This window comes from Streptomyces rhizoryzae (genome assembly GCF_023155275.1).
GTDB lineage: Bacteria > Actinomycetota > Actinomycetes > Streptomycetales > Streptomycetaceae > Streptomyces > Streptomyces rhizoryzae.
In genome coordinates this window covers 82,540-104,886 of record NZ_JALMUV010000024.1, presented here as the reverse complement: position 1 = coordinate 104,886, position 22,347 = coordinate 82,540, and the positions used below count along the sequence as shown (strand labels likewise).

At 75.9% G+C, this 22,347-nt stretch carries 15 protein-coding genes; 3 read left to right on the top strand and 12 right to left on the bottom strand.

Annotated elements, in window-relative coordinates:
* Positions 1-9 precede the first annotated feature (9 nt).
* Both MUU72_RS20125 and MUU72_RS20120 read left to right on the top strand, forming a co-directional pair.
* Positions 10-450, top strand: coding sequence for a helix-turn-helix domain-containing protein (locus tag MUU72_RS20125; RefSeq protein WP_248014715.1), 441 nt, complete (start codon positions 10-12; stop codon positions 448-450).
* On the top strand, positions 447-1,061 hold the full coding sequence (locus MUU72_RS20120) for a toxin (RefSeq protein WP_248014714.1): 615 nt from the start codon (positions 447-449) through the stop codon (positions 1,059-1,061). The genes MUU72_RS20125 and MUU72_RS20120 overlap by 4 nt, the downstream gene beginning before the upstream one ends.
* A 51-nt stretch (positions 1,062-1,112) precedes the next feature.
* On the opposite strand, the gene MUU72_RS20115 is transcribed toward MUU72_RS20120, so the two are convergent.
* From MUU72_RS20115 to MUU72_RS20100, 4 genes are all read right to left on the bottom strand, one after another.
* Positions 1,113-4,469, bottom strand: coding sequence for an aminotransferase class I/II-fold pyridoxal phosphate-dependent enzyme (locus tag MUU72_RS20115; RefSeq protein ID WP_248014728.1), 3,357 nt, complete (start codon positions 4,467-4,469; stop codon positions 1,113-1,115).
* A 339-nt stretch (positions 4,470-4,808) separates the two neighbouring features.
* The gene (locus MUU72_RS20110; protein ID WP_248014713.1) at positions 4,809-5,750 is read right to left on the bottom strand and encodes an NAD-dependent epimerase/dehydratase family protein; all 942 of its coding nucleotides are present in this window, start codon (positions 5,748-5,750) and stop codon (positions 4,809-4,811) included.
* A gap of 87 nt (positions 5,751-5,837) precedes the next feature.
* Positions 5,838-6,962: a rod shape-determining protein gene (locus tag MUU72_RS20105; RefSeq protein ID WP_248014712.1), complete on the bottom strand. Its 1,125-nt coding sequence runs from the start codon at positions 6,960-6,962 to the stop codon at positions 5,838-5,840.
* 158 nt (positions 6,963-7,120) lie between these two features.
* A complete protein-coding gene (locus tag MUU72_RS20100; protein WP_248014711.1) occupies positions 7,121-9,196 on the bottom strand; it encodes an FUSC family protein in 2,076 nt (691 codons plus the stop codon).
* A 368-nt stretch (positions 9,197-9,564) separates the two neighbouring features.
* Here MUU72_RS20100 and MUU72_RS20095 point away from each other — a divergent pair, with 368 nt between their 5' ends.
* A complete protein-coding gene (locus tag MUU72_RS20095; protein WP_248014710.1) occupies positions 9,565-10,584 on the top strand; it encodes an alpha/beta hydrolase in 1,020 nt (339 codons plus the stop codon).
* 163 nt (positions 10,585-10,747) lie between these two features.
* Here MUU72_RS20095 and MUU72_RS20090 read toward each other — a convergent pair whose 3' ends face one another.
* From MUU72_RS20090 to iolC, 8 genes are all read right to left on the bottom strand, one after another.
* The gene (locus MUU72_RS20090; RefSeq protein WP_248014709.1) at positions 10,748-11,608 is read right to left on the bottom strand and encodes an ABC transporter permease; all 861 of its coding nucleotides are present in this window, start codon (positions 11,606-11,608) and stop codon (positions 10,748-10,750) included.
* Positions 11,605-14,334 (bottom strand): alpha/beta fold hydrolase, encoded by a 2,730-nt coding sequence (locus tag MUU72_RS20085; RefSeq protein ID WP_248014708.1) that lies wholly within the window; start codon positions 14,332-14,334, stop codon positions 11,605-11,607. Before MUU72_RS20085 ends, MUU72_RS20090 begins: the two co-directional genes overlap by 4 nt.
* Positions 14,335-14,472: 138 nt before the next feature.
* Positions 14,473-15,603: a hypothetical protein gene (locus MUU72_RS20080; protein WP_248014707.1), complete on the bottom strand. Its 1,131-nt coding sequence runs from the start codon at positions 15,601-15,603 to the stop codon at positions 14,473-14,475.
* 189 nt (positions 15,604-15,792) lie between these two features.
* The gene (locus tag MUU72_RS20075) at positions 15,793-17,286 is read right to left on the bottom strand and encodes a CoA-acylating methylmalonate-semialdehyde dehydrogenase (RefSeq protein WP_248014706.1); all 1,494 of its coding nucleotides are present in this window, start codon (positions 17,284-17,286) and stop codon (positions 15,793-15,795) included.
* A 37-nt stretch (positions 17,287-17,323) separates the two neighbouring features.
* Positions 17,324-19,270, bottom strand: coding sequence for a 3D-(3,5/4)-trihydroxycyclohexane-1,2-dione acylhydrolase (decyclizing) (gene iolD / locus MUU72_RS20070; RefSeq protein ID WP_248014705.1), 1,947 nt, complete (start codon positions 19,268-19,270; stop codon positions 17,324-17,326).
* A complete protein-coding gene (gene iolB, locus MUU72_RS20065; RefSeq protein ID WP_248014704.1) occupies positions 19,267-20,220 on the bottom strand; it encodes a 5-deoxy-glucuronate isomerase in 954 nt (317 codons plus the stop codon). Before iolB ends, iolD begins: the two co-directional genes overlap by 4 nt.
* Positions 20,221-20,277: 57 nt before the next feature.
* Positions 20,278-21,171 carry a Cgl0159 family (beta/alpha)8-fold protein gene (locus tag MUU72_RS20060; protein WP_282504340.1) on the bottom strand — a complete coding sequence of 298 codons (894 nt, stop codon included), beginning with the start codon at positions 21,169-21,171 and terminating at the stop codon, positions 20,278-20,280.
* 63 nt (positions 21,172-21,234) lie between these two features.
* A complete protein-coding gene (gene iolC / locus MUU72_RS20055) occupies positions 21,235-22,227 on the bottom strand; it encodes a 5-dehydro-2-deoxygluconokinase (protein WP_248014702.1) in 993 nt (330 codons plus the stop codon).
* Positions 22,228-22,347: the final 120 nt, after the last annotated feature.

Sequence of the window (22,347 nt, the reverse complement as noted above, 5' to 3'; positions counted from 1 at the left end):
AGATTCACCATGTCGGAGACCGATGACCGGCCCGTGCTGGCAGTGCGTCTGGACAACCTCTTCAAAACGGTCCGCCCCAAGGGCCGCCACTGGACCAACGCGGAGGTGGCGGAGGAGCTGAAGCAGACCAATCCCGAGCTCCGCGTCGGCGGCGTCTACCTCTCCCAGCTGCGGACCGGCAAGCGCTCCAACCCCTCCCCCGATCTGCTGGCCGCGCTGGCCCGCTTCTTCGGCGTCTCGGTCGCCTACTTCTTCGACGACAAGGTCGCCGAGTCGGTGCTCGGCGAGGTCGCGGCGCTGGAGGCGCTGCGGCAGTCCGGCGTCCGCGCGGTGGCGATGCGCGCGGCCGGGATGAAGAAGGAGAACCTCCAGGCCATCACCGCCATCATGGACCAGTACCGCCAGATGCAGGGGCTGCCGCCGGTCACCGACGCCGCGGACGCGGAGTGAGGCTCCGCAAGGGGCGGTCGGCCGACCAGGACCGCCGCAGCCGCCTGAAGCAGCTCCGCAAGGCCGGTGCCCGGCGGATCGCCGCGCTCGACCTGCCCGAGGTGGCCGACGTGGCCGAGCTGTGCCGCCACCTCGGCGAGGTGCGCGGCCGCCCGATCACGCTGGTCCCGATGGAGATGCCGGCCTCGCACCCGTGCGGGATGTGGGTCGCCGCCCGCGACGAGGACCTCATCTTCTACGACGCCAACACCACCGGCGCCCACCAGGAGCACATCATCTTGCACGAGCTGGGCCACATCATCTGCTGCCACCGCGGAGCCGGCTGGCTGGACGAGGCGAGCGCCCGCATGCTCTTCCCCAACCTCGACCCCGACCTCGTCCGGGACATGCTGCTGCGCGCCACCTACGACGACGTCCAGGAGCAGGAGGCCGAGATCATCGCCTACCTGCTCTCCCAGCGGGTGGGCGGCACCGCCGAGCGGCCCGCCCCGGCCGGGGACGGGGGCACCGGCGCCACGGAACCGGACGGCGCGGCCGGCCGCGACGGCGCGGGGACCGCGGGCGGCGGCACGGACGCCCTGCTCAGCCGGATCGAACGCACCCTGATCTGAGAGCCGGCCGGGCGCGCGGGCACGCACCGCCCGGCGGCCGGGCGGGCGGGCTCACCGTCCGACGGCCGCCACCTCCTCCGCCAGGATCGCCACCGCCGTGCGGATGTCCTCCTCGCGGTGCTCGCTGGTGATGAAGAACCGCAGTCTGGCCAGGCCCTCCGCGACCGCCGGGTGGAAGATCGGGTCGGCCACGACGCCCCGCCGGAACAGCCGGTCCGCCACGCGCAGGGTCCGCGCCGAGTCGCCGAGCAGGCACGGCACGATCGGCGTGTGGGCGCTGGCTCCGGTCGCCAGACCGGCGTCCGAGGCCAGCCGGAGGAAGAGGGCGGCGTTCCGCCGCAGCGCGCGGACCCGGTCCGGTTCGGCGGTGATCAGCTCGGTGGCGGCCAGCGCCGCGGCCGCGTTGGCCGGGGACAGGCCGACGCTGTAGACGAAACCGGGCAGGGTGTGGCGCAGCCAGCGCACCGTCCGGGCCGAGCCGCCGAGGTAACCGCCGCAGCTGGCGAAGGACTTGGACAGGGTGCCCATCCACACGTCCACGGCGGACCGGTCGGTGCCGAAGAACTCACCGACGCCGCGGCCGTGTTCGCCCACGGTGCCGATGCTGTGCGCCTCGTCGACCATCAGCAGCGCGCCGTAGCGCTGCTTCAGCGCGACCACGGCGGGCAGGTCGATCAGGTCGCCGTCCATGCTGTAGGCGCCCTCGACGGCGATCAGCACCCGCCGGAAGCGCGACCGGTTGCGGCGCAGCAGGTGCTCCAGCTGCGCGGTGTCGTTGTGGGCGAACGGGCGCCGGGCCGCACCGGACAGCGCGCAGCCCTGGAGGATGCTGTCGTGCGCCAGGGCGTCGTGCAGCACCAGGTCCCCGGCGCCGACCAGGTGCCCGATCGCGGTGACGTTGGTGGCGTGGCCGCTCACCAGCGCCAGGCAGTCCTCGACGCCGAGGAAACCGGCCAGCGCCCGCTCCAGCCGTACCGTCAGGTCGCGTTCGCCGGAGAGCACCCGGCTCGCGGAGACCGAGGACCCGTACCGCTCCACCGCCCGGTGGACGGCCTCGTTGACCGCCGGATGGCCGGACAGGCCCAGGTAGTTGTAGCTGCCGAAGGACAGGTACGCGCGGCCGCCGATCCGCGTGGTGTCGCGCGCGGTGCCCTGGTGGACCCGGAAGTAGGGGAAGTCCGCGCCGCTGCGGGCGACCGTCCGCAGCCGCTCCTCGACGTCCCGGACCTCGGGGAAGTCCTCGATCCGGGCGGTCCCGGCGTACGGGTCGCCGGGGCGGGCGGCACCGGCGGGCGGGTCCGCCGCGGCGCCGGGGGCGGGCAGCGGGGCGCCGGGGGCGGGCGGCGCGGTGAGGTGGGCCGCGACCAGGTCGGTCAGCCGGGCGACGGTCAGGCCGGGGGCGAACATCTCGTCGGTGCGGAAGCCGGGCGCCCGCCGGCCGATGCCGACCTCCAGTTCCTGGAGCATCAGGGAGTCGAAGCCGAGGTCGGCCACCAGCGTCATCCGGTCCCCGACGTCGGCGAGCGGGAAGACCCCGGTCCGGGCCACCTCCTCGCGGACCAGGCCGGCGGCGCCGGCCGCGGCGGGGCGGGCCGCCACGGGACCCTCCTCCGGTACCGCGGCCGGGGGCGGCGGGTCCCCGGCCTCACGGGCCGAGGCGTCCACCGCCCAGTGGCGGCGCGGGGCGAGCGGGCTGGGCGGGAGGGTGCACGGGGGTATGCGCGCGCTGCCGGAACGTATCGCCTCCCCGGGCGGGCGGGCGTCCGGGCCGGCGGCCGCGGCGGGTTCCGCTACGGGTTCCGTGGCGGGGGCCTCTCCGGGCGCGCCGCGGCCCGCCGCCAGCTCCGCCGCCGCCGCGGTCAGCCCGGCGACCGCCTCCGCGAGGTCCCGGGCCGGTACGGACAGCCGCTCCGCCAGGGGAGCGCGGCCGGCCAGGGTGGCGGCGACCGCGGCCAGCGGCGGCCGGTCGGCGGCCAGGGTGTCCGCCACCTCCCGGGCGTAACGGGCCAGTCCGGCCCGGTCGCGGGCGCTGAGCACCAGGCGGTACGGCCCGGTCCCGGTCTCCGGGCGGGCGGCCGGGGCGGGCGCGCACTCCTCCAGGACCAGGTGGACCCCGGTGCCGCCGAAGCCGAAGGCGCTCACCCCGGCCCGGCGCGGCCGCCCGGCCCCGGGCCAGGGGACCGGGGCGGCCGGGACGGTCAGCCGGGCGGCGTCGAGGGCACCGCGGTCGGCCGGGGCGTACGCCGGCTGCGGCGGTATCACCCCGCGGTGCACGGCCAGCACGGTCTTGATCAGGCCGGCGATCCCCGCGGCGTTGAGGGCGTGCCCGACCACCGCCTTCACCGCGCCGAGGTAGGCCGGGGCGCCCCGCTCCCCGCGCAGGGCGCGCAGCGCGGCGAGTTCGACCGGGTCGCCGACGGCGGTGCCGGTGCCGTGCGCCTCCAGGTAGTCCACCGCGTCCGGGGGCAGCGCGGCGTCGCGGTAGGCGCGGCGCAGCGCCCGCAGCTGGCCGGCCTCCTGGGGGTGCAGACCGCCCTGCACCGTCCCGTCGTTGGCCGTGCCCACGCCGCGGATCACCGCGTAGACCCGGTCGCCGGCCGCCAGCGCGTCGGACAGCGGCCGCAGCGCCAGCACCCCGGCGCCCTCCCCCAGGACGAAGCCGTCGGCGGCCGCGCCGAACGGCAGGCAGCGGCCGCTGCGCGAGACCGCGCCGATCCGGCACAGCCCCACCAGCAGATCGGGGGTGAGCATCAGCTGGGCGCCGCCGGCCAGCGCGATCCGGCAGCGGCCGGCGCGCAGGGCGTGCACGGCGTTGGCCACCGCCATCAGCCCGCCGGAGCAGGCCGAGTCCAGGGCGTAGCTCTCGCCGTGCAGGTCGAAGACCGAACTGATGGTGTTGGGGCCCATGTTGAGCAGCAGGCCGGCCACCGACGTGCCGTGCAGCCCGTCGACGCCGCGGACCATCTCCGGCCAGCGGGCGTCGGCCGCCCGGGCCCCGAACTCGCCGCCGGCCAGCTGCCGCATCCGGATCCGCAGGGTGCTCAGGTCGCGGTAGCCGCTCTCGGTGAGGGCGGTGATCACCGAGGTCTCCTCGCGGTCGAAGCCGCCGGCCTCCCACCCGGCGTCCTGGATCGCCTCGCGGGCCAGGTCCACCAGCAGCCGGGCCTGCGGGTCCATCGACCGGGCCCGGCGCGGCGGGATGCCGTAGTGCGCCGCGTCGAAGCGGTCCACGTCCGGCAGCAGGGCCATGGTGTCCGTGTAGGCCGCGGAGGTGTCGCGGAAGCTGTCGGTGAGGAACGCGGCGCGGCGCCACCGGGTGTCCGGGACGGCGGCGAACTGCGGCTCGGGGGCGGTGAGCAGCCGCCAGTACTGGTTGACGTTCCGCGCCCCGGGGAAGCGGCAGGCCATGCCGACGACCGCGATGTCGTCCCGCCGCGCCGCGCCGGCCCCCGGCGCCCGCCCCGACCACTCCGGCCGCTCCGGCCGCTCCGGCCGCTCCGGCCGCTCCGACCGTCCCGACTGCTCCGCACGTGCCGAACGCTCCGCGCCCGCAGCACCCATCGAACCCACTGCTTCCCTGACCTCTGCCCTGTGATGAACCCCCAGTTCCCCCCAGTTCCCCCGGTCCCCCGGCTCCCCCGAAAACCCCTGCACCCGCTGCACCGCCCGCTGCACCGCCGACTGCGCCACTACCCCCGTGCGCCCCGAACTCCCGTGCAGCGTACGGGAGTTACCGGCCCGACGGCATCACCCGGCGGCGGCCTGCCGCGTCCGCCACCACTCCACCGTCGCCGCGATCTGCTCCTCGACGGGCGTGGCCCGCACCGTGAACGCGGCCTCGTACGCGCCGGCGTCCACGACGAACGGCCGCGCGAACTGGTACCGGATCTCCTTCAGTTCGCGGAGCAGCGGCGAGAAGAGGCCGGCGAGGCCGAGCACGGCCGGCGGCAGCCCGCGCACCGCGACCGGGCCGGTACCCGCCTCGGCGGCCAGCCGGTCCACCATCTCCTGGGTGGACAGCGGCGGCGCGGTCGGCACGTGCCAGGCCCGTCCCCAGGCCCGCTCCTGGCCCGCGACCTCGGCCAGCGCCCTGGCCACGTCGGGGAGGTAGGTCCAGCTGTGCGGCGCGCGGGGGTCGCCGAGCGCGGAGACCGGCTTGCCGCGCAGCAGCCGGGGCATGACCCGGGCGGCCAGGTGCCCGCCGTCGGTCACCCCGGGCCCGAAGAAGTCCGAGGCCCGCACCTCGACCGCCCTGAGGCGCCCCTGCTCGTGCAGCTCCCGCGCCTGCTCCCAGGCGGCGGCGCGCACCCGGCCCTTGGGGCCCGTCGCGGCCGGCGGCAGGTCCTCGGTCAACGGGCCGTCCACCGGGCCGTAGCCGTAGAGGTTGCCCAGCATGACCAGGACGGCGCCGGTGGCCTCGGCCGCCCGGCAGGCGGACGCGGCCAGCGCCGGCCACTCGGCCGCCCAGCGCGGGTAGGGCGGCGCGCCGCAGCTGAAGAGCGCGTCCGCGCCGCGGGCGGCCGCGGTCAGCCGCTCGCTGTCCGCGGCGTCCAGGGCGAGGTGCTCGATGCCCGGTTCGGGGCTCCGCCCGGACCTGGTGACGACCCGTACCGTGTGCCCCTGCCCGGCCAGCAGCCGGGCGGTGGCCGCCCCGGCGGGCCCGTATCCGATGACGACGTAAAGACTCACGCGCGCACACTAACCCGGTCCCGCGGACCGGCCGCTCGGGACGAGCCACCGGGCCCCGGACGGGCGCCGGGGGCGGGCGGCCGGGGCCTAGAGCCGGACCGCCTTGCGGGGCCGGTCCTTGGCGCCGGTGAGCAGGCCGTGCAGGGTGGCGAACTCGTCCACGCACTTGGCGGTGCCGTTGACCACGCAGTCCAGGGGGGCGTCGGCGACCACGACCGGGACGCCCATCTCCTGGCGCAGGCGGCGGTCCAGACCGCGCAGGAGGGCGCCGCCGCCGGTCAGGGCGATACCGCGCTCGATGATGTCGCCGGAGAGCTCCGGCGGGCACTCGTCCAGGGTGCGGTGGACGGCGCGGACGATGGCCTCGACCGGTTCGGCCAGGGCGCCGCGGACCTCCTCGGCGGTGATCTCCTGGAGGCGGGGCAGGCCGCTGAGGTGGTCGCGGCCGCGGACGGTGTAGGAGTGGGGGGCCGCGGCGGCGTCCCCGTCCGGGTCGTCGTCCGCGTCGGGGAAGGCTTCGGTGAACAGCTCGGTGAGGGGGCCGTCGGTGGCCCAGGCCGCCGAGCCGATGGCGATCTTGATGTCCTCGGCGGTGCGCTCGCCGATCGCCAGGCCGTGCTCCTTCTTGATGTACGCGGAGATGGCGGCGTCCATCGCGTCGCCGGCGACCCGGACGGACTGGGCGGTGACCAGGCCGCCCATGGAGACCACCGCGACCTCGGTGGTGCCGCCGCCGATGTCGACGACCATGCAGCCGACCGGTTCGTCCACCGGGAGCCCGGCGCCGATCGCGGCCGCCATCGGCTCCTCGATGAGGTGCACCTCGCGGGCCCCGGCGCCGCGCGCGGAGTCGATGACCGCGCGCCGCTCGACACCGGTGATGCCGGAGGGGACGCAGATGACGACCCGGGGGCGGGAGAAGCGGCGGCTGGGCAGCGCCTTCTTCATCAGGGCGCGCAGCATCTGCTCGGCCGCGTCGAAGTCGGCGATGACGCCCTCCCGCAGCGGCCGCATCGCGGTGATGCCGGAGGGGGTGCGGCCGATGGTGCGCTTGGCCTCCGAGCCGACGGCGACGACCTCGCCGGCGGCGTTCACCGCGACCACGGACGGCTCGTTCAGCACCACGCCTTTGCCGCGGGCGTAGACGAGGGTGTTGGCGGTGCCGAGGTCGATGCCTATGTCGTACGTACCGGACGAAGTGCTGGACGCCATGGGGAGTTCGTTTGCTCTCTCTCGGGAGGACAGTGCGCCGCAGAGGCCGCCATTGACCCACCATGACGGCGTTTGCGGGCAATTATCTAGACTACTGCGGGTGGTGAATGGTTCCTGCGGTGGTGCGGAGGGGCGCGAGCGCTCGCGGCGCCCGGGGGTCAGGGATCGGGACCGGAGTTCGCGGGGAGTGCCTCGGTGAGGTCGTCCAGCGCGTCCAGCAGCAGCCCGGTGGCGCGGACCGCGACGCCGTCGTCGTCCTCGGCGTGCCAGCGCTCCCAGGCGGCGCGGGGCCCGGACCAGTCCGGCCGGCCGCCCGCGCGGACCGCGCCGGCGGCGTGCTCGACGGCGGGGCGCAGCGCCTCGGCGAACGCGGCGGCGCCGGGCGAGGGTTCGGCGTCCTTCTCCGGCAGGTGCGCCTCCATGATCATGGTGACCCGGCCCATGGCGGCGAGCGCGCCGCCGGCGGCGTGCGCGGCCCGCAGCGACAGACCGCGGTCCCGGACCGGTTCCTTCTCGGCGCGGGCCTCGCTGGTCTCCCAGGCGGCGCGGGCCGCGCGGGCGTCGAGCAGCGCCTCGCGGACCTGCCGGGGGCGGCGGGCGGCGGGCCGGGCGTAGCCGTCGCAGACCGCGAGGGCGTAACGGCCGTTGGCGGTGAGCCAGTCGGCGAGGCGGTCGCGCAGCCGGGGCGTCTCCCAGGCCGGGAACAGCGCGTAGGAGAGCATCGCCAGGGCGCCGCCGAGGAGGGTGAGCACCACCCGCTCCTCGACGGTCTGCTCCCAGCCCGCGCCGGCGATGCCCAGCAGGAAGACGACGTACGCGGCGACGCAGGCCGAGGTGACGGAGACTCCGGTGCGCATCAGCAGGTACATCAGGAAGACGCAGACCACCGCGAGGGCGGCGCTGACGTGCGGGGCCGGGTGGGCCAGCGCCATCAGGACACCGGCCACCGCGACGCCGACCAGCGTCCCGGCGAAGCGGGCCACGCCGCGGGAGTAGGTCTGCGCGAAGTCGGGGCGCATCACCATCACGGCGGCGAGCGGCGCCCAGTAGCCGTGGCCGAAGGGCAGCGCGGTGCCCAGGAGGTAGCCGGCGGCGGCGACCGCGGCGACCCGCAGGGCGTGCCGGAAGATGTGCGAGGACCAGCGGGCCTCGCGGTGCAGCGCGCGCAGCGCGACCGGGACCAGCCGGGGGACGCTGGGGCGCAGCAGGTGGCCCCGTTCGGCCTCGGTGGTGGGGCGGGTGGCCTCGACGGGCTCGTCGGTCAGCTCGACGGCGTCGGCGAGCAGCGAGATCAGGCGGTAGGCCGTGCGGCGGGCGGGGCCGCTGAGCATCGGGCCGGTGGCCGGGACCTCCAGGACGGCCATCGCCTCCGGGGGCAGCCGGACCGGGCGGGCGTGCCGGACGGCGTGCGCGACGGCGTCCAGGACGGTGGCGGCGGCGCCGAGGAGTTCCCGGACCCGGTCCCGTTCGGGTCCCTCCAGCGGGGCGCCGACGACCGGATCGGCCAGGGAGGCGAGGACCGGGCGGACCCGCTCGGCCAGGCCGCGGGGGCCGTGCAGCTGGGCGGGGCGGCGGCGGGCCTGGCGGCGCGTCACGGTGGAGGCGGCCCGGGCGTGCATCAGCGGTGCGGGGTCGAAGGGGGCGACCGGGTCGTGCCGCAGCCGGCGGGCGTAGTCGGCCTCGGCGGCCAGCGCGTCGGCGAGCGCGTCCCGCTGGATCCCCCAGGGGCGCACCGGGAACAGCACGATCAGGGTCGCCTGGACCAGGCCGCCGAACGCGATCAGCGCGGCGTGCTCCAGGGCGCCGGGGACGGACGTCGGGAGGGTGACGGTGACCAGCATGATCGCCACGGTCTGGGTGCCGGCGAGCCCGGACACCGGCCCGATCGCCCAGGCCAGGCCGGCCAGGAACGTCCAGCCGGTGAGCAGCAGCACGAAGGCCAGGACGTGCGCGGCGGCGAGGTAGCCCAGGAAGGTGGAGACCGCCAGCGCGCCGGCGACGGCCAGGGCCAGGACCGGGCGGGGCCGCATACTGCGCTGGAAGGTGACGATGCCGGAGGCGAACGCGCCGAAGGCCGAGGAGACCGCCAGGGCCGGGCTGCCGCGCCACAGGCACAGGCCGATGACGAGGGCGACGCCGGCGGTGCCGCGGATGGCGACCAGCGGCGTGAGTTTCGCGCGCTCGACGGTCAGCCCGGAGCGGGCGGCTTCCTTCAGCGCACGCGACCAGCTCATAGCGAGAGGATACGGGCCGGGCGCCGGCGGGACGGGGTGCCGGGGGCGGCGTTCCGCGGCCGGCGGGCGGGGCGCGGCGGGGGCCGCGGGCGTACCCGGGCGGGCGGGGGCGCATCCGGGTGGCCAGGGGGCCGGCAGGGGGCGCGCGGGGCGCCATCTGGCGTCGGCCGGCGCGCCCGCACCGGGAAAATCACGGTAAAACGGATCTCCGGTGACCGTAAACACCACAGGTCAGAGGCGGGTGGGGGCTTCCGGGCGCGGCCGGTGCGAGGAAGCAGACACCCGGTGGGGGAAACCTGTCCCCGCCCCGTCCCCTCTTGCTGGCCGGTCGGGAGAACTCCCGGCCTGTCCGCCAAGGAGAAGGTCCCGTGCGCAAATCCCTCGTCAAACCGCTGATCGCGTTGCTCGCCCTGACCGTCATGGGCGCGGCGGCAGGCTGTGGCACGAGCGACGACCAGGGCACCCCCGTACGGTTCAGCGGTCCGCGGACGGGTGCCGCGATGCAGACCGCGCCGGCCGGCCGGAACTCGCTGGTGCAGATGCCCACCCACCCGATCAGCTTCCAGGAGACCAGCCGGGTCGGCGGAGCCGGCGGCAACACCCCGATAGCGGTGACCACCTACCACGGGAAGAAGTCCGGCTTCACCGGCAAGGTCTGGGTGTGGGCCCCGCCGGAGTACTACGAGAAGAAGAACGCGAACAAGGGCTTCCCGGTCATGGAGGCGCTGCCCGGCGCCTACGGCTACCCGGTCAACTACTGGATAGGGTCCGACCTCAAGCTGGAGGAGTCCCTCGCGGCCTGGTCGAAGGCCGGCAAGAGCCTCCCCTTCATCGTGGTCATGCCGGTGCTCAACCCCAACGACAAGCAGTACTACGACGGCAGCGACATCCCCGGCCAGCCGAAGATCGGCACCTGGCTGGCGAAGGACGTGCCCGACCTGGTGCGGGAGAACTTCCGCACCCTGAAGACCCGGGACGCCTGGTGCATCATGGGCTCCTCGTCCGGCGGCTTCTCGGCGCTGAAGAACGTGTTGCAGAACCCCAAGGACTTCAAGGTCGCGATCCCCAACGGCCCGGACATCGTGCCGGACTCCCCGCTGTGGCGCGGCCACCTGTCGGCGATGCGGGCGAACAACCCCGAGGTGCTGGCGCACCGGCTGATCGCCCGCGGCGGCCCCGACGTCTACCTGGCCTTCCAGGACGGCTCCAAGGAGAACACCGTGCTGCCGAAGGTGCGGAAGTTCATCGCGCAGTACGGCCGCGGGCCGGTGAGGACGCGGCTCCAGATCGTGCCGAACGGCACGCACAGCGGCGCCACCTACGTCCAGGGCCTGGGCATGGGCACCATGCAGTGGGTCAGCGCCCACATGCAGGGCCCGACCGGCTGACCGGAACCGGCCCCGGGCGGCCGCCGCGGATCCTGCTCCGCGGCGGCCGCCCTTGTCGTTGCGGGCCGTTGCGGGCCGTTGCCCTGCCGTTGCGGGCCGCCGCCCGCCCGGCCGGTGGACGGGTGTCCGGTTCCGTCCCCGGGCCGGGCGGCGCGCGCCGGGGTTACGACACCACGTCCTTGCGGGCGAAGCCGCGGAAGGCCAGGGCGGTGAGCACCAGCGCGTAGGACACCGAGACCGAGGAGCCCTGGATCATGCCGGCCCACTCCATCCGGGGCTGGAGGGCGTCCGCCCAGGAGTACTGCCAGTGGGCGGGCAGCACGGCCCGCAGGCCGCCGAGCGCGGTGACCTGGTCCAGGACGTTGCCGACGATGGTCAGGCCGACCGCACCGCCGACCGCGCCCAGCGGGGCGTCGGTGACCGTCGACAGCCAGAACGCCAGCGCCGCGGTGACCAGCTGGCTGACGAAGACGTAGCCGGTCACCACCGCCAGCCGCAGCACCGCGTCGCCCGGGGCGAGCGCGCCCCCGGTGGGCAGCTGGAGCGGTCCCCAGCCGTACGCGGCGGTGCCCACGGCCAGCGCGACCAGCGGCAGCAGCACGATCGCGGCGGCGCTGAACACCAGCGCCACGGTCAGCTTGCTCAGCAGCAGCCGGGCCCGCGGGACCGGCGCGGCCAGCAGGTAGCGCAGCGACGCCCAGCTCGCCTCCGAGGCCACGGTGTCGCCGCAGAACAGCGCGACCGGCACCACCAGCAGGAAGCCGGCCGAGACGAACAGCGCGGTGGCCGCGAAGTTGGCTCCGGACGCGGTGGCGGTGGCCATGAGGTTGACCCGGCCGGGGTTCCGGGTGCCCGGGTCGCCGCCGATGGCGAACGCGGTGACCAGTACGAACGGCAGCAGCACCAGCACCGCGGCGATCACCAGGGTGCGGCGGCGGCGCAGCTGGCGGCGGGCCTCGACGCGCAGCGGCAGGGTGCGGCGGGCGCGGTAGCCGGGCGCCGCCGCCGGGGTGGTCGCGGTCATCGTCCGTCGTCTCCGATCAGGGTGAGGAAGGCGTCCTCCAGGCGGCGGTGCGGGCCGACGCGGAGCACCGGGACGTCCAGCCGCACCAGGTCGGCCAGCAGCCGCGGCGTGCCGTCCGGGTCGGTGAGCCGGACCAGCACCCCGCCGTCGGCGCGGCGCGCAAAGTCCACCCCGGCCAGCGCGCCGATCTTCTCCAGCAGCGCGTCCGGCAGCGCGGTGCCCTCGGGCACGCCGATCAGCACGGTGTCGCCCGAGCCCACCACCGCCTCCACCGGGCCGGCCTGGACCAGCCGGCCGCGGTCCATCACGACCAGGTGGGTGCAGCTCTGCTCCACCTCGGACAACAGGTGGCTGGAGACGATGACGGTGCGGCCGCCGGCGGCGTAGCGGATCATCACCTCGCGCATCGCGCGGATCTGCGGCGGGTCCAGGCCGTTGGTGGGTTCGTCCAGGATCAGCAGGTCGGGCAGGCCGAGCATGGCCTGGGCCAGGGCCAGGCGCTGCCGCATGCCCTGCGAGTAGGTGCGCACCGCGCGGTCCAGGGCGTCGCCCAGGCCGGCGATCTCCAGGGCCTGCGCGGTGTGTGCGTCGGCGGCCGGGCGGCCGGTCGCCTGCCAGTACAGGTCGAGGTTGGCGCGGCCGGAGAGGTGCGGCAGGAAACCGGCGCCCTCCACGAACGCGCCGACCCGGGACAGCACCGGCGCGCCCGGCCGGATCGCCTGGCCGAAGACCCGGATCTCGCCGCCGTCCGGGCGGATCAGGCCCATCAGCATCCGCAGGGTGGTGGTCTTGCCGGCGCCGTTCGGGCCGAGCAGGCCGAGCACCTGCCCGCGTTCGACGCGGAAGGACAGGTCCCGTACCGCGTACCGGTCGGTGGCCTTCGCGTACCGCTTGGTCAGACCGGTGATCTCCAGCGGGACGTCGGCCAGGGCCGGGTCGGGGGCGGGGGCGGCGGTGCGGCGGCGGGCGGTGAGCAGCAGCAGCGCGGCGGCCGCCGCGGCGCCCGCGGGCAGCGCCCAGGTCCACGCGGGCAGCGGCGCCTGGGCGGCGCGCACCTCCGGCGCGGTGGGCACGGCGAGGTCCGCGCCGGCCAGGGAGACGGTGTAGGTGGCGGGCCGCACCGGCGTGGCGTAGCCGAGGTCGGTGGCAGACAGCACCAGCCGCAGCCGGTGGCCGGCCGCGAACTCGTGGTCCACGGCCGGGAGTTGCAGCCGCACGGTGCGGCCGTCCCGGGCCCCCTCGATCCGGTACGGGGTGACCAGCTGGGAGGGCAGGGTCTGCCGGCGGCCGTCGGGGGCGACGTCGTAGAGCTTGGCGAAGAACACCGCGTCCGCGGAGGTCGCACCGATCCGCACGGTGGCGGTGGGGCTGCCGGTGAGGTGGACGGGGGCGCGCAGCGGCGCCGAGTCGAAGTGCGCGTACTGGCCGGGGAAGTCCAGCGAGAGGCCGCCGGCGCCGAGCGCGGAGAGGCTGCCGAGCGCGCCCGCGCCGGGGACCGCGGAGACGGCGGGCGGGGCGGCGCCGGCGGGGTTGGCGAAGCGCTGCTCCCGGCCGGCCAGCGGGATCCGGCGGGGGTCGTGGTCCAGGCCCGGGTAGCGGTCGGCGCCGGCGCCGCGCAGCCGCACGGTGCCGTCGGTGGAGTCCACGCCGCCGGTGCGGCTGATCCGGAACGCGGGCCCGGTCGCGGCCTGCCGGTCGCCCTTGAGGTAGCGGTCGAACCACGCGGTGGTGCGGGCGGTGGTCCGGGCGGTCTCCCGGTCGCCGCCGTCGTGGCCGCCGGCGATCCAGTCGACGGCGACCGGCGCGCCGTTGCGGCGCAGCGCCGCCGCCATCGCGTCGGCCTGGCCGAGCGGGAAGAGCGAGTCGGTCTGGCCCTGGGTGATCAGGGCCGGGACCTTGATGCGGTCGGCGACGGCGGAGGGGCTGCGGGCCTCCAGCAGCCGGCGGGCCGCGGCGTCCGGCGTCCCGCTGACCGCGACCCGTTCGTACATGGCGCACAGCGCGGGCTCGAACCGGCCGCAGCCGCCGGCGCCGGACGGGGCGGTGCCGCCGGCGGGCGCGGCGGCGTCGGCGCCCAGGGGGCCGGTGGCCGAACCGGCGGAGCCGGTGGTGAAGAAGATGCCGGCCCACAGCTTCTTGAACACCCCGTGCGGGAACAGCGCGTCGGCGAGGTTCCAGTAGGTGATCTGCGGGGCGATGGCGTCCACCCGCGGGTCGTGGCCGGCGGCCAGCAGCGCGATCGCGCCGCCGTACGAGGCGCCGGCGACGCCCACCCGCGGGTCGCCGGGCTTGTCGAGCCGGACCTCGGGGCGCCGGGCGAGCCAGTCGATCAGCCGGCTGACGTCGGCGACCTCGCCGTCGGGGTCGTTCAGCCCGATCCGGCCGGTGGACCTGCCGAAGCCGCGCGCCGACCAGGTCAGCACCGCGTAGCCGCTGCGGGCCAGTTGCTCGGCCTCGCCGCGGACATCGGCCTTGCTGCCGCCGAAGCCGTGGCCGAGCAGGACCGCGGGCCGCCGCCCGGTGGCGGGGCCGGCGGTGAAGAACGAGGTGTCGATCCGCACCGTCCCGGCGGCGCCGGGCCGCTCGGGCATCGTCAGGACGCGGTCCTCGCGGTGCACCGCGGGCGGCGCGTTCGAGGCGGCGGCCGCCCACGTGCCGCCCCCTATGAGGAGGGCCAGCGCACCCGCGGCGGCGGCGAGCCGGCGCCCGCGCAGTCGGAGATCCATGGCTGAATCCTAGGGACCGGTCCGGGCGCGGGGCCCCGTCCCCCGGGCGGAGACCGCCGCCCTCCGGGCGCAGTAGCCCGGCCCGGCGCCGTACCGCACCGGCGGTACGGCCGCCTACCGGCGGCGGAAGCGCCGGGGTCAGTACTGCGGCGGGCCGTAACCGCCGTACGGCGGCTGGGGGTTGGCGGGCGGGTACGGCGGGGCGCCGGCCGGGGGCCCGGGCTGCGGGCCGGGCGGCGGGCCGGGCGGCTGCCAGCCGGCCGGCGGTGCGGCCACCGGGCCCGGTACGTAGGCGGGGGCGGCGAACGCGGCGGCCGGGGACGGCGGGTACCAGGCCGGTGCGAACGGTTCGCCGCGGGCCATCAGCGCGCACAGCGCCGCCGAGCCGAGCAGGTCCAGGAGCAGCTGGCTGTGGCTGATGAGGACCGCGCCCGGCAGCACGTCGCCCAGCCGGAAGAGGGAGCCGGTGGACAGGAGGCCGATGAGCGACAGCACGGCGTTCGGCAGCAGGGCGAGCGCCAGGCCGAAGGACAGGCCGCGGGCCGCGCTGCCGCGGAGCAGGGAGTTCAGGCCGGCGATCGCGGTCAGCAGCAGGAAGACCACCGCGTACCAGCCGGTGGACAGCGACAGCAGCGTGGACAGCGCGCCCTTGCCGAGGTAGAGCATCGGCACGGCCGAGCCGCCGCCCTGCACCAGCATGTAGATCTGCCAGATCGCGTAGCCCAGCGCCATCGCGCCGAGCACCAGGCCACCGATCGCCCCGGCGGGCCCGGTGGGCCGGGCGGGCGGGGTGCTGGGCGTGCGGCGCGGCCAGGAGCGCATCCCGGCGAGCAGCACCACCGCGGCGACCAGGGTCAGCAGGAACAGCGCCAGGCTGCTGAGGAACACCCCGTCGAAGGTGGCGGTGCCGGTCTCGGCGTTGCGGAACCAGCGGTCGTCGCCGGTGTGGCTGCCGACGCTGACCAGGGCCTGCGCGGCGGTGGCGAAGGTGGCGGTGGTGGCGACGGCCAGCAGGCCGCCGGCCGAGCGGCGGCCCGCGAACGCCGCGCCGGCGGCGGTGAGCTGGAGCAGGCAGAAGCCCAACTGGACAGGGTTGGTGACCTCGTTGGTGCCCGGCGGGCGGGTGCCGGTCCAGGTGTCCCAGAGCCCGGCGACGCCGAACGCGCCGAGGTCCACCGCGAGCCAGTACGCCGTCCACAGGAAGAACAGCAGGCTGAGGACCCCGCCGGTGATCCGCGCGCCCTTTGCCAGCGCCATGCCTTGTGTCATGTCAGCCCCCGTCGTGTCGGTGCCGCGGCGGATTGCGTCCGCCGCGCGAGCAGCACCGTAGCAACGCGGTCCGGCGGGGTCCGCCCCCGGGAGGGCGCGGTCCTCCCCGCCGGCCGGGGCCGGTGGGGAGGACCGCGACGGCGGCACCCGTGAGGGGGGCGCGCCGTCGGCCGGGGGCCCGGGCAACCGTCAGTGGTTGCGCGGGAAGCCGAGGTTGATGCCGCCGTCGGCGGGGTCGGGCCAGCGGGTGGTGACGACCTTGCCGCGGGTGTAGAAGTGCACGCCGTCGTTGCCGTAGATGTGGTGGTCGCCGAAGAGCGAGTCCTTCCAGCCGCCGAAGGAGTGGTAGCCCACCGGGACCGGGATCGGGACGTTGACGCCGACCATGCCGGCCTCGACCTCCAGCTGGAAGCGGCGGGCGGCGCCGCCGTCCCGGGTGAAGATCGCGGTGCCGTTGCCCCACGGCGAGGAGTTCATCAGCTCGATGGCCTGCTCGTAGGTCTCGACGCGGACGACCGAGAGCACCGGGCCGAAGATCTCGTCGCGGTAGGCGTCCATCTCGGGCGTGACGTTGTCGAGCAGCGAGACGCCGATCCAGTGGCCGTCCTCGTGGCCCTCGACGGTGTAGCCGGTGCCGTCGATGACGACGTCGGCGCCCTGGGCGGCGGCACCGGTGACGTACGAGGCGACCTTGTCGCGGTGGGCTTTGGTGATCAGCGGGCCCATCTCGGAGGCCGGGTCGTCGCCGGGGCCGATCCGCAGCTTGTCGGCGCGCTCCTTGATCTTGCCGATCAGCGGGTCGGCGGTCTCGCCGACCGCGACGACCACGGAGATCGCCATGCAGCGCTCGCCGGCCGAGCCGTACGCGGCGTTGATCGCGGAGTCGGCGGCCAGGTCGAGGTCGGCGTCGGGGAGGACCAGCATGTGGTTCTTGGCGCCGCCCAGCGCCTGGACGCGCTTGCCGTTGGCGGTGCCGGTGGTGTGGATGTACTTGGCGATCGGGGTGGAGCCGACGAAGGAGACGGCGGCCACGTCCGGGTGGGCCAGCAGGGCGTCGACGGCCACCTTGTCGCCGTTGACGACGTTCAGCACGCCGTCGGGCAGGCCCGCCTCGGCGGCCAGCTCGGCGAGCTTGTACGCGGCGCTGGGGACCTTCTCGCTCGGCTTGAGGACGAAGGTGTTGCCGCAGGCGACGGCGATCGGGAACATCCACATCGGCACCATCGCCGGGAAGTTGAACGGCGTGATGCCGGCGACCACGCCCAGCGACTGGCGGATCGACGCCACGTCCACCCGCGTGGAGACCTGGGTGGACAGCTCGCCCTTGAGCTTCTCCGGGATGCCGCAGGCCAGCTCGACGATCTCCAGGCCGCGGGCGACCTCGCCGAGCGCGTCGGAGTGCACCTTGCCGTGCTCGGCGGTGATCAGCCGGGCCAGTTCCTCGCGGTGCTCGTCCACCAGCGCGCGGTACTTGAAGAGGATCGCGGTGCGGGTGGCCAGCGAGCTGGTGCCCCAGGAGCGGTACGCCTCCTTGGCGGTGCGGACCGCGGCGGCCACCTCCTCGGCCGAGGCGAAGGCGACCTGCTTCTCCTGGGCGCCGGTGGCCGGGTTGTAGACCGGCCCGAAGTTGCCGGAGACGCCCTCGACGGGCTTCCCGCCGATCCAGTGGTTGATGGTCTTCATGCGAGGGGGCCTTTCGTACGGTGCAGCAGAGCGGATGTCAGAGGTGGCGGCGGCGGGCGGCGGCCTGCTCGTCGTACGCCGTGCGCGCGGCGAGGGCCGCCGGACGCGTCGCGGTCTCGGCAACGGGTACATCCCACCAGCTCTGGGCGGGCGGCGCGCCCGGCACAGTGTCAGCCGTTGCGGTCTCCACATAGACACATGTGGGTGTTTTTGCGCCACGGGCCTCGGCGAGGGCGGTGCGCAGCTCGGCGACGGTCCCGGCCCGCAGCACCCGCATGCCCAGGGACGCGGCGTTCGCGGCGAGGTCCACGGGCAGCGGCGGGCCGGTGTACGTGCCGTCCGCGGCGCGGAAGCGGTAGTCGGTGCCGAACCGCTCGCCGCCGGTCGCCCGGGACAGGCCGCCGATGGACGCGTAGCCGTGGTTCTGGACGAGGACGAGGGTGAAGGCGATGCCTTCCTGGACGGCGGTGACGATTTCGGTGGGGTTCATCAGGTATGTACCGTCGCCGACGAGCGCCCACACCGGCCGGTCGGGGGCGGCCATCTTCACCCCGATCGCGGCCGGGATCTCGTAGCCCATGCAGGAGTAGCCGTATTCGAGGTGGTACTGCCGGCGGGACCGGGCGCGCCAGAGTTTGTGCAGATCGCCGGGGAGGGAGCCGGCGGCGTTGAGCACGATGTCGGTCTCGTCGACGACCGCGTCCAGGGCGCCCAGGAGCTGGGTCTGGGTGGGCCGGGCGGACGGGTCCGGGGCGGCGTAGGCGGCGTCCACCCGGCGCTCCCAGTCGGCCTTGGCGGCGGCGTACTCGGCGGCGTAGGCGGGGTCGGCGCGGTGGCCGGCGAGCGCCTCGCGCAGCGCGTCCAGTCCGGCGCGGGCGTCGGCGACCAGGGGGAGGGCGCCGAGCTTGTGGGAGTCGAAGGAGGTGATGTTGAGGTTGACGAAGCGGACCGCGGGCTCGGCGAAGAGGGTGGCGGAGGCGGTGGTGAAGTCGGTGTAGCGGGTGCCGACGCCCAGCACGAGGTCGGCCCGCCGGGCCAGGCCGTCGGCGGTGGCGGTGCCGGTGTGGCCGATGCCGCCGACGTCCGCCGGGTGGTCGTGGCGCAGCGCGCCCTTGCCCGCCTGGGTGGCGGCGACCGGGATGCCGGTGGCCTCGGCGAACGCCCGCAGCGCCTCCTCGGCCGCGCTGTGGTGCACCCCGCCGCCGGCGATGACCAGCGGCCGGCGGGCCGCTCGGACGGCGCGGGCGGCCTCGGCCAGGGCGTCCGGGTCGGGGGCGGGCCGGGGCACCCGCCACACCCGGTCGGTGAAGAACTCCGCCGGCCAGTCGTACGCCTCGGCCTGCACGTCCTGCGGGAGGGCCAGGGTGACCGCGCCGGTCTCGGCGGGGTCGGCCAGCACCCGCATCGCCTGGAGGGCGGCCGGGATCAGCGCCTCGGGGCGGGTGATCCGGTCGAAGTAGCGGGAGACCGGGCGGAGCGCGTCGTTGACCGACACATCGCCCGCGGAGACCGATTCGAGCTGCTGGAGGACCGGGTCGGCGCGCCGGGTGGCGAACACGTCACCGGGCAGCAGCAGCACCGGGAGGCGGTTGACGGTGGCGAGCGCGGCGCCGGTGACGAGGTTGGTGGCGCCGGGCCCGATGGAGGTCGTCACCGCCTGGGCGGAGAGCCGGTCGCACTGGCGGGCGTAGCCCACCGCGGCGTGCACCATGGCCTGTTCGCTGCGCCCCTGGAGGAAGGGGAGCCGCGGCGGGCCGCCGGCTTCGCCGGGGGGCGCCGCGGCGCCGGACTCCAGCAGCGCCTGCCCGATCCCGGCGACGTTGCCGTGGCCGAAGATGCCCCAGCAGGCGGTGATCAGCCGGTGCCGGCGGCCGTCCCGCTCGGTGTACTGGCGGGCGAGGAACTCCACCAGGGCCTGGGCGACGGTCAGCCGGCGGGTGCCGGCGGCGGCCCCGGTGCGCGGGGCGGGGGTCGGGGCGGTCATCGCGGGTCTCCTGCCGGTGCGTCGTAGAAGGGGAGCCGGGGGTCGACCGGCTGCCGGGGCCAGGTGGCGCGGATCCAGCCGTGGTCGGGGTGGTCGCAGATCAGCCACTCGCGCGTCTCGCCCGGCCCGGCCATGACGTTGAGGTAGTACAGGGCGTGCCCGGGGGCGGCGATCGACGGGCCGTGCCAGCCGTCCGGGATCAGCACCGCGTCCCCCGTGCGGACCTCGGCGAGGACGTCCGTGCCGCGCCCGCGGCCGGAGGGGGTCACCCGCTGGTAGCCCAGCCCCGGCGTGCCGTGGGCGGCGGCGATCTCGTAGTAGTAGATCTCCTCCAGCTCGGACTCCTCGCCGGGGCGGCACTCGTCGTGCTTGTGCGGCGGGTACGACGACCAGTTGCCGCCGGGGGTGAGCACCTCCACGGCGATCAGCCGGTCGCAGGCGAACACCCCGGCCGCGGCGAAGTTGTTGACCTGCCGTGAGCAGCTGCCCGCCCCGCGCAGCTCCACGGGCACCGAGGAGGCGGGGCCGTAGCGGGCCGGCAGCCGCCGCGCGCAGCGCGCCCCGGCCAGCGCGAACCGCCCGCCGTCCGGGCTCGCGATCCGCACCCGGGCGTCCCGCGGCACGTACGCGAAGTCCGTCACGCCGCTGAACACGCTCTCCCGCCCGGCCAGTTCGAAGACCGCGGCGCCCCCGGTGCCGGGTCCGTCCGGCTCGGCGCGGACCGTGCAGCCGCCCGCGAGCGGCAGCACGATCCACTCGCTGCCGCCGGTGGCGAAGGTGTGGTCCGCCCCGGGCGCGAGGTCGAGCACCCGGAGCGAGGAGTACCCCCACCCGGCCCGCTCGGGCGCGATGTCGAGGGCGTACGGGCCGCGGGCGGCGGCCCCGGCCGGGAGGTGGCAGCCGCCCGTCCCGCCCGGCGCGGCTTCGGTCTGTACCCACTCAGCGTTCATGACGGCAAGTCTCCTCCTCGCCACTGACAGTGAGGTCCGCCACCGGACGCGGGCCGCTCACCGGAGCAGTCCGACGGCGGTGTCGACGGCGGCGGCCACGTCGCCGTCCGCCGGGTAGAGCAGCGACCGGCCGGCGACCAGGCCGTGGACGGCCGGCAGCCGGAGCGCCGCGCGCCACTTCCCGTAGACCGCCTCCTGCTCCCGGACCGTGCCGCCGGCGTCCCCGCCGAGCAGCACGGTGGGCAGGGTGGAGGTCTCACAGACCCGGGCCATCGCGTCGGGGTCGTCGGTGACCGGCAGCTTCAGCCAGGTGTAGGCGGAGGTGCCGCCGAGGCCGGAGGCGATGGCGACGGAGCGGGTGACGGCCTCGGGGCTGAGGTCGTTGCGGACCACACCGCCGGTCCGCCGGGACAGGAACGGCTCGATGAAGGTGGGGAGGCGGCGCTCGGCCATCGCGTCGACGGTCCGCGCGGCGGCCTCCAGGGTGGTCAGCGACCCGGCGTCCTCGTAGTCGATGCGCAGCAGGAGCTTGCCGGCGTCGAAGCGGAGCCGGGCCAGGTCCTGCGGGCGGTGGCCGGTGAACCGGTCGTCCAGCTCGAAGGAGGCGCCCGCGATGCCGCCGCGGTTCATCGAACCCATCACCACCTTGCCCTCCAGGGCGCCGAGCAGCAGCAGGTCCTCCAGGATGTCGGCGGTGGCCAGCACCCCGTCGACGCCGGGCCGGGACAGCGCCAGGACCAGCCGTTCGAGCAGGTCCAGGCGGTTGGCCATGGCCAGGTGGCGGTCACCGACGGCGAGCGCGCCCCGGGCCGGGTGGTCGGCGGCGATGATCATCAGCCGGCCGCGGTCGCCCAGCAGCGGGCGCCGGGCGCGGCGCGCGGCGGCCTCCGCGACGGCTTCGGGGTGCCGGGCCCGCAGCGCCGGGAGGTCACTGATCCGGGGAGGGGACAACACGCAACTCACCTTCTTCGACAGGGGGGGTGGGCGGGGCGGGAGCCGGGGCGGGGCGGGACCTCAGCGCCCCGCCAGGAACTCCTCGACCTCCTCGGCCGCCGGCATGGCGGACGAGCACGCCAGCCGGGAGGCGACGATGGCGCCGGCGGCGTTGGCGTACCGCATCGCCGGCTCCAGCTCCCAGCCGGCCAGCAGTCCGTGGCACAGCGCGCCGCCGAACGCGTCCCCGGCGCCGAGGCCGTTGACGACCTGGACGGGGGTGGGCGGGACCTCGGCGGTGCGCCCGTCCCGGTGGACGGCGAGCACCCCCTTCGGGCCCTGTTTGACGACGGCCAGTTCCACGCCCCGGTCGAGCAGCGCCAGGGCGCAGGACATCGGGTCCCGGTGGCCGGTGGCGACCTCGGCCTCGTCGACGTTGCCGACCGCGACCGTCGCGTGCGCCAGCGCGGCCTCGTAGTACGGGCGGGCGGCGGCCCGCGCGGCGGCGCCGGTGGCCCCGCCGTCCCCGGAGGCGCCGCCCCGGCCGCCCCAGAACATCGGCCGCCAGTCCAGGTCGAAGACGGTGGTGCCCCGGCGGGCGCGGGCCTCCAGCGCGGCCAGTGTGGCGCCGCGGCTGGGCTCCTCGCTCAGCCCGGTGCCGGTGACCCAGAAGATCCGGGCCGCGCGGATCGCCGCCAGGTCCAGTTCCCCGGGGTGGATGACCAGGTCGGGGGCCTTGGGACGGCGGTAGAAGTAGAGCGGGAAGTCGTCCGGCGGGAAGATCTCGCAGAACGTCACCGGGGTCGGCAGGTCCGGCACCGGGGTCACCCAGCGGTCGTCCACCCCGAAGCCGCGCAGCGCCCGGTGGACGTAGTCCCCGAACGGGTCCCGTCCGGTCCGGCTGATGACGGCGGTGCGGCGCCCCAACCGGGCCGCGGCCACCGCCACGTTGGTGGCGGACCCGCCGAGGAACTTCCCGAACGTCTCCACCTCGGCGAGCGGCACGCCGGTCTGCAAGGGGTAGAGGTCCACCCCGATGCGGCCCATGGTGATCAGGTCGTACGGCTCGGTCATAGACGCCCCTTCCGGGCCGGCGCGGCGGTCGGTCGGAGCCGGCGCTCCGGCCGGCTCCCGCTCAGGCACAGGTCTAACGCCCCGCCGCGAACCATGTCAATGTTTTGTCCTTACATTATG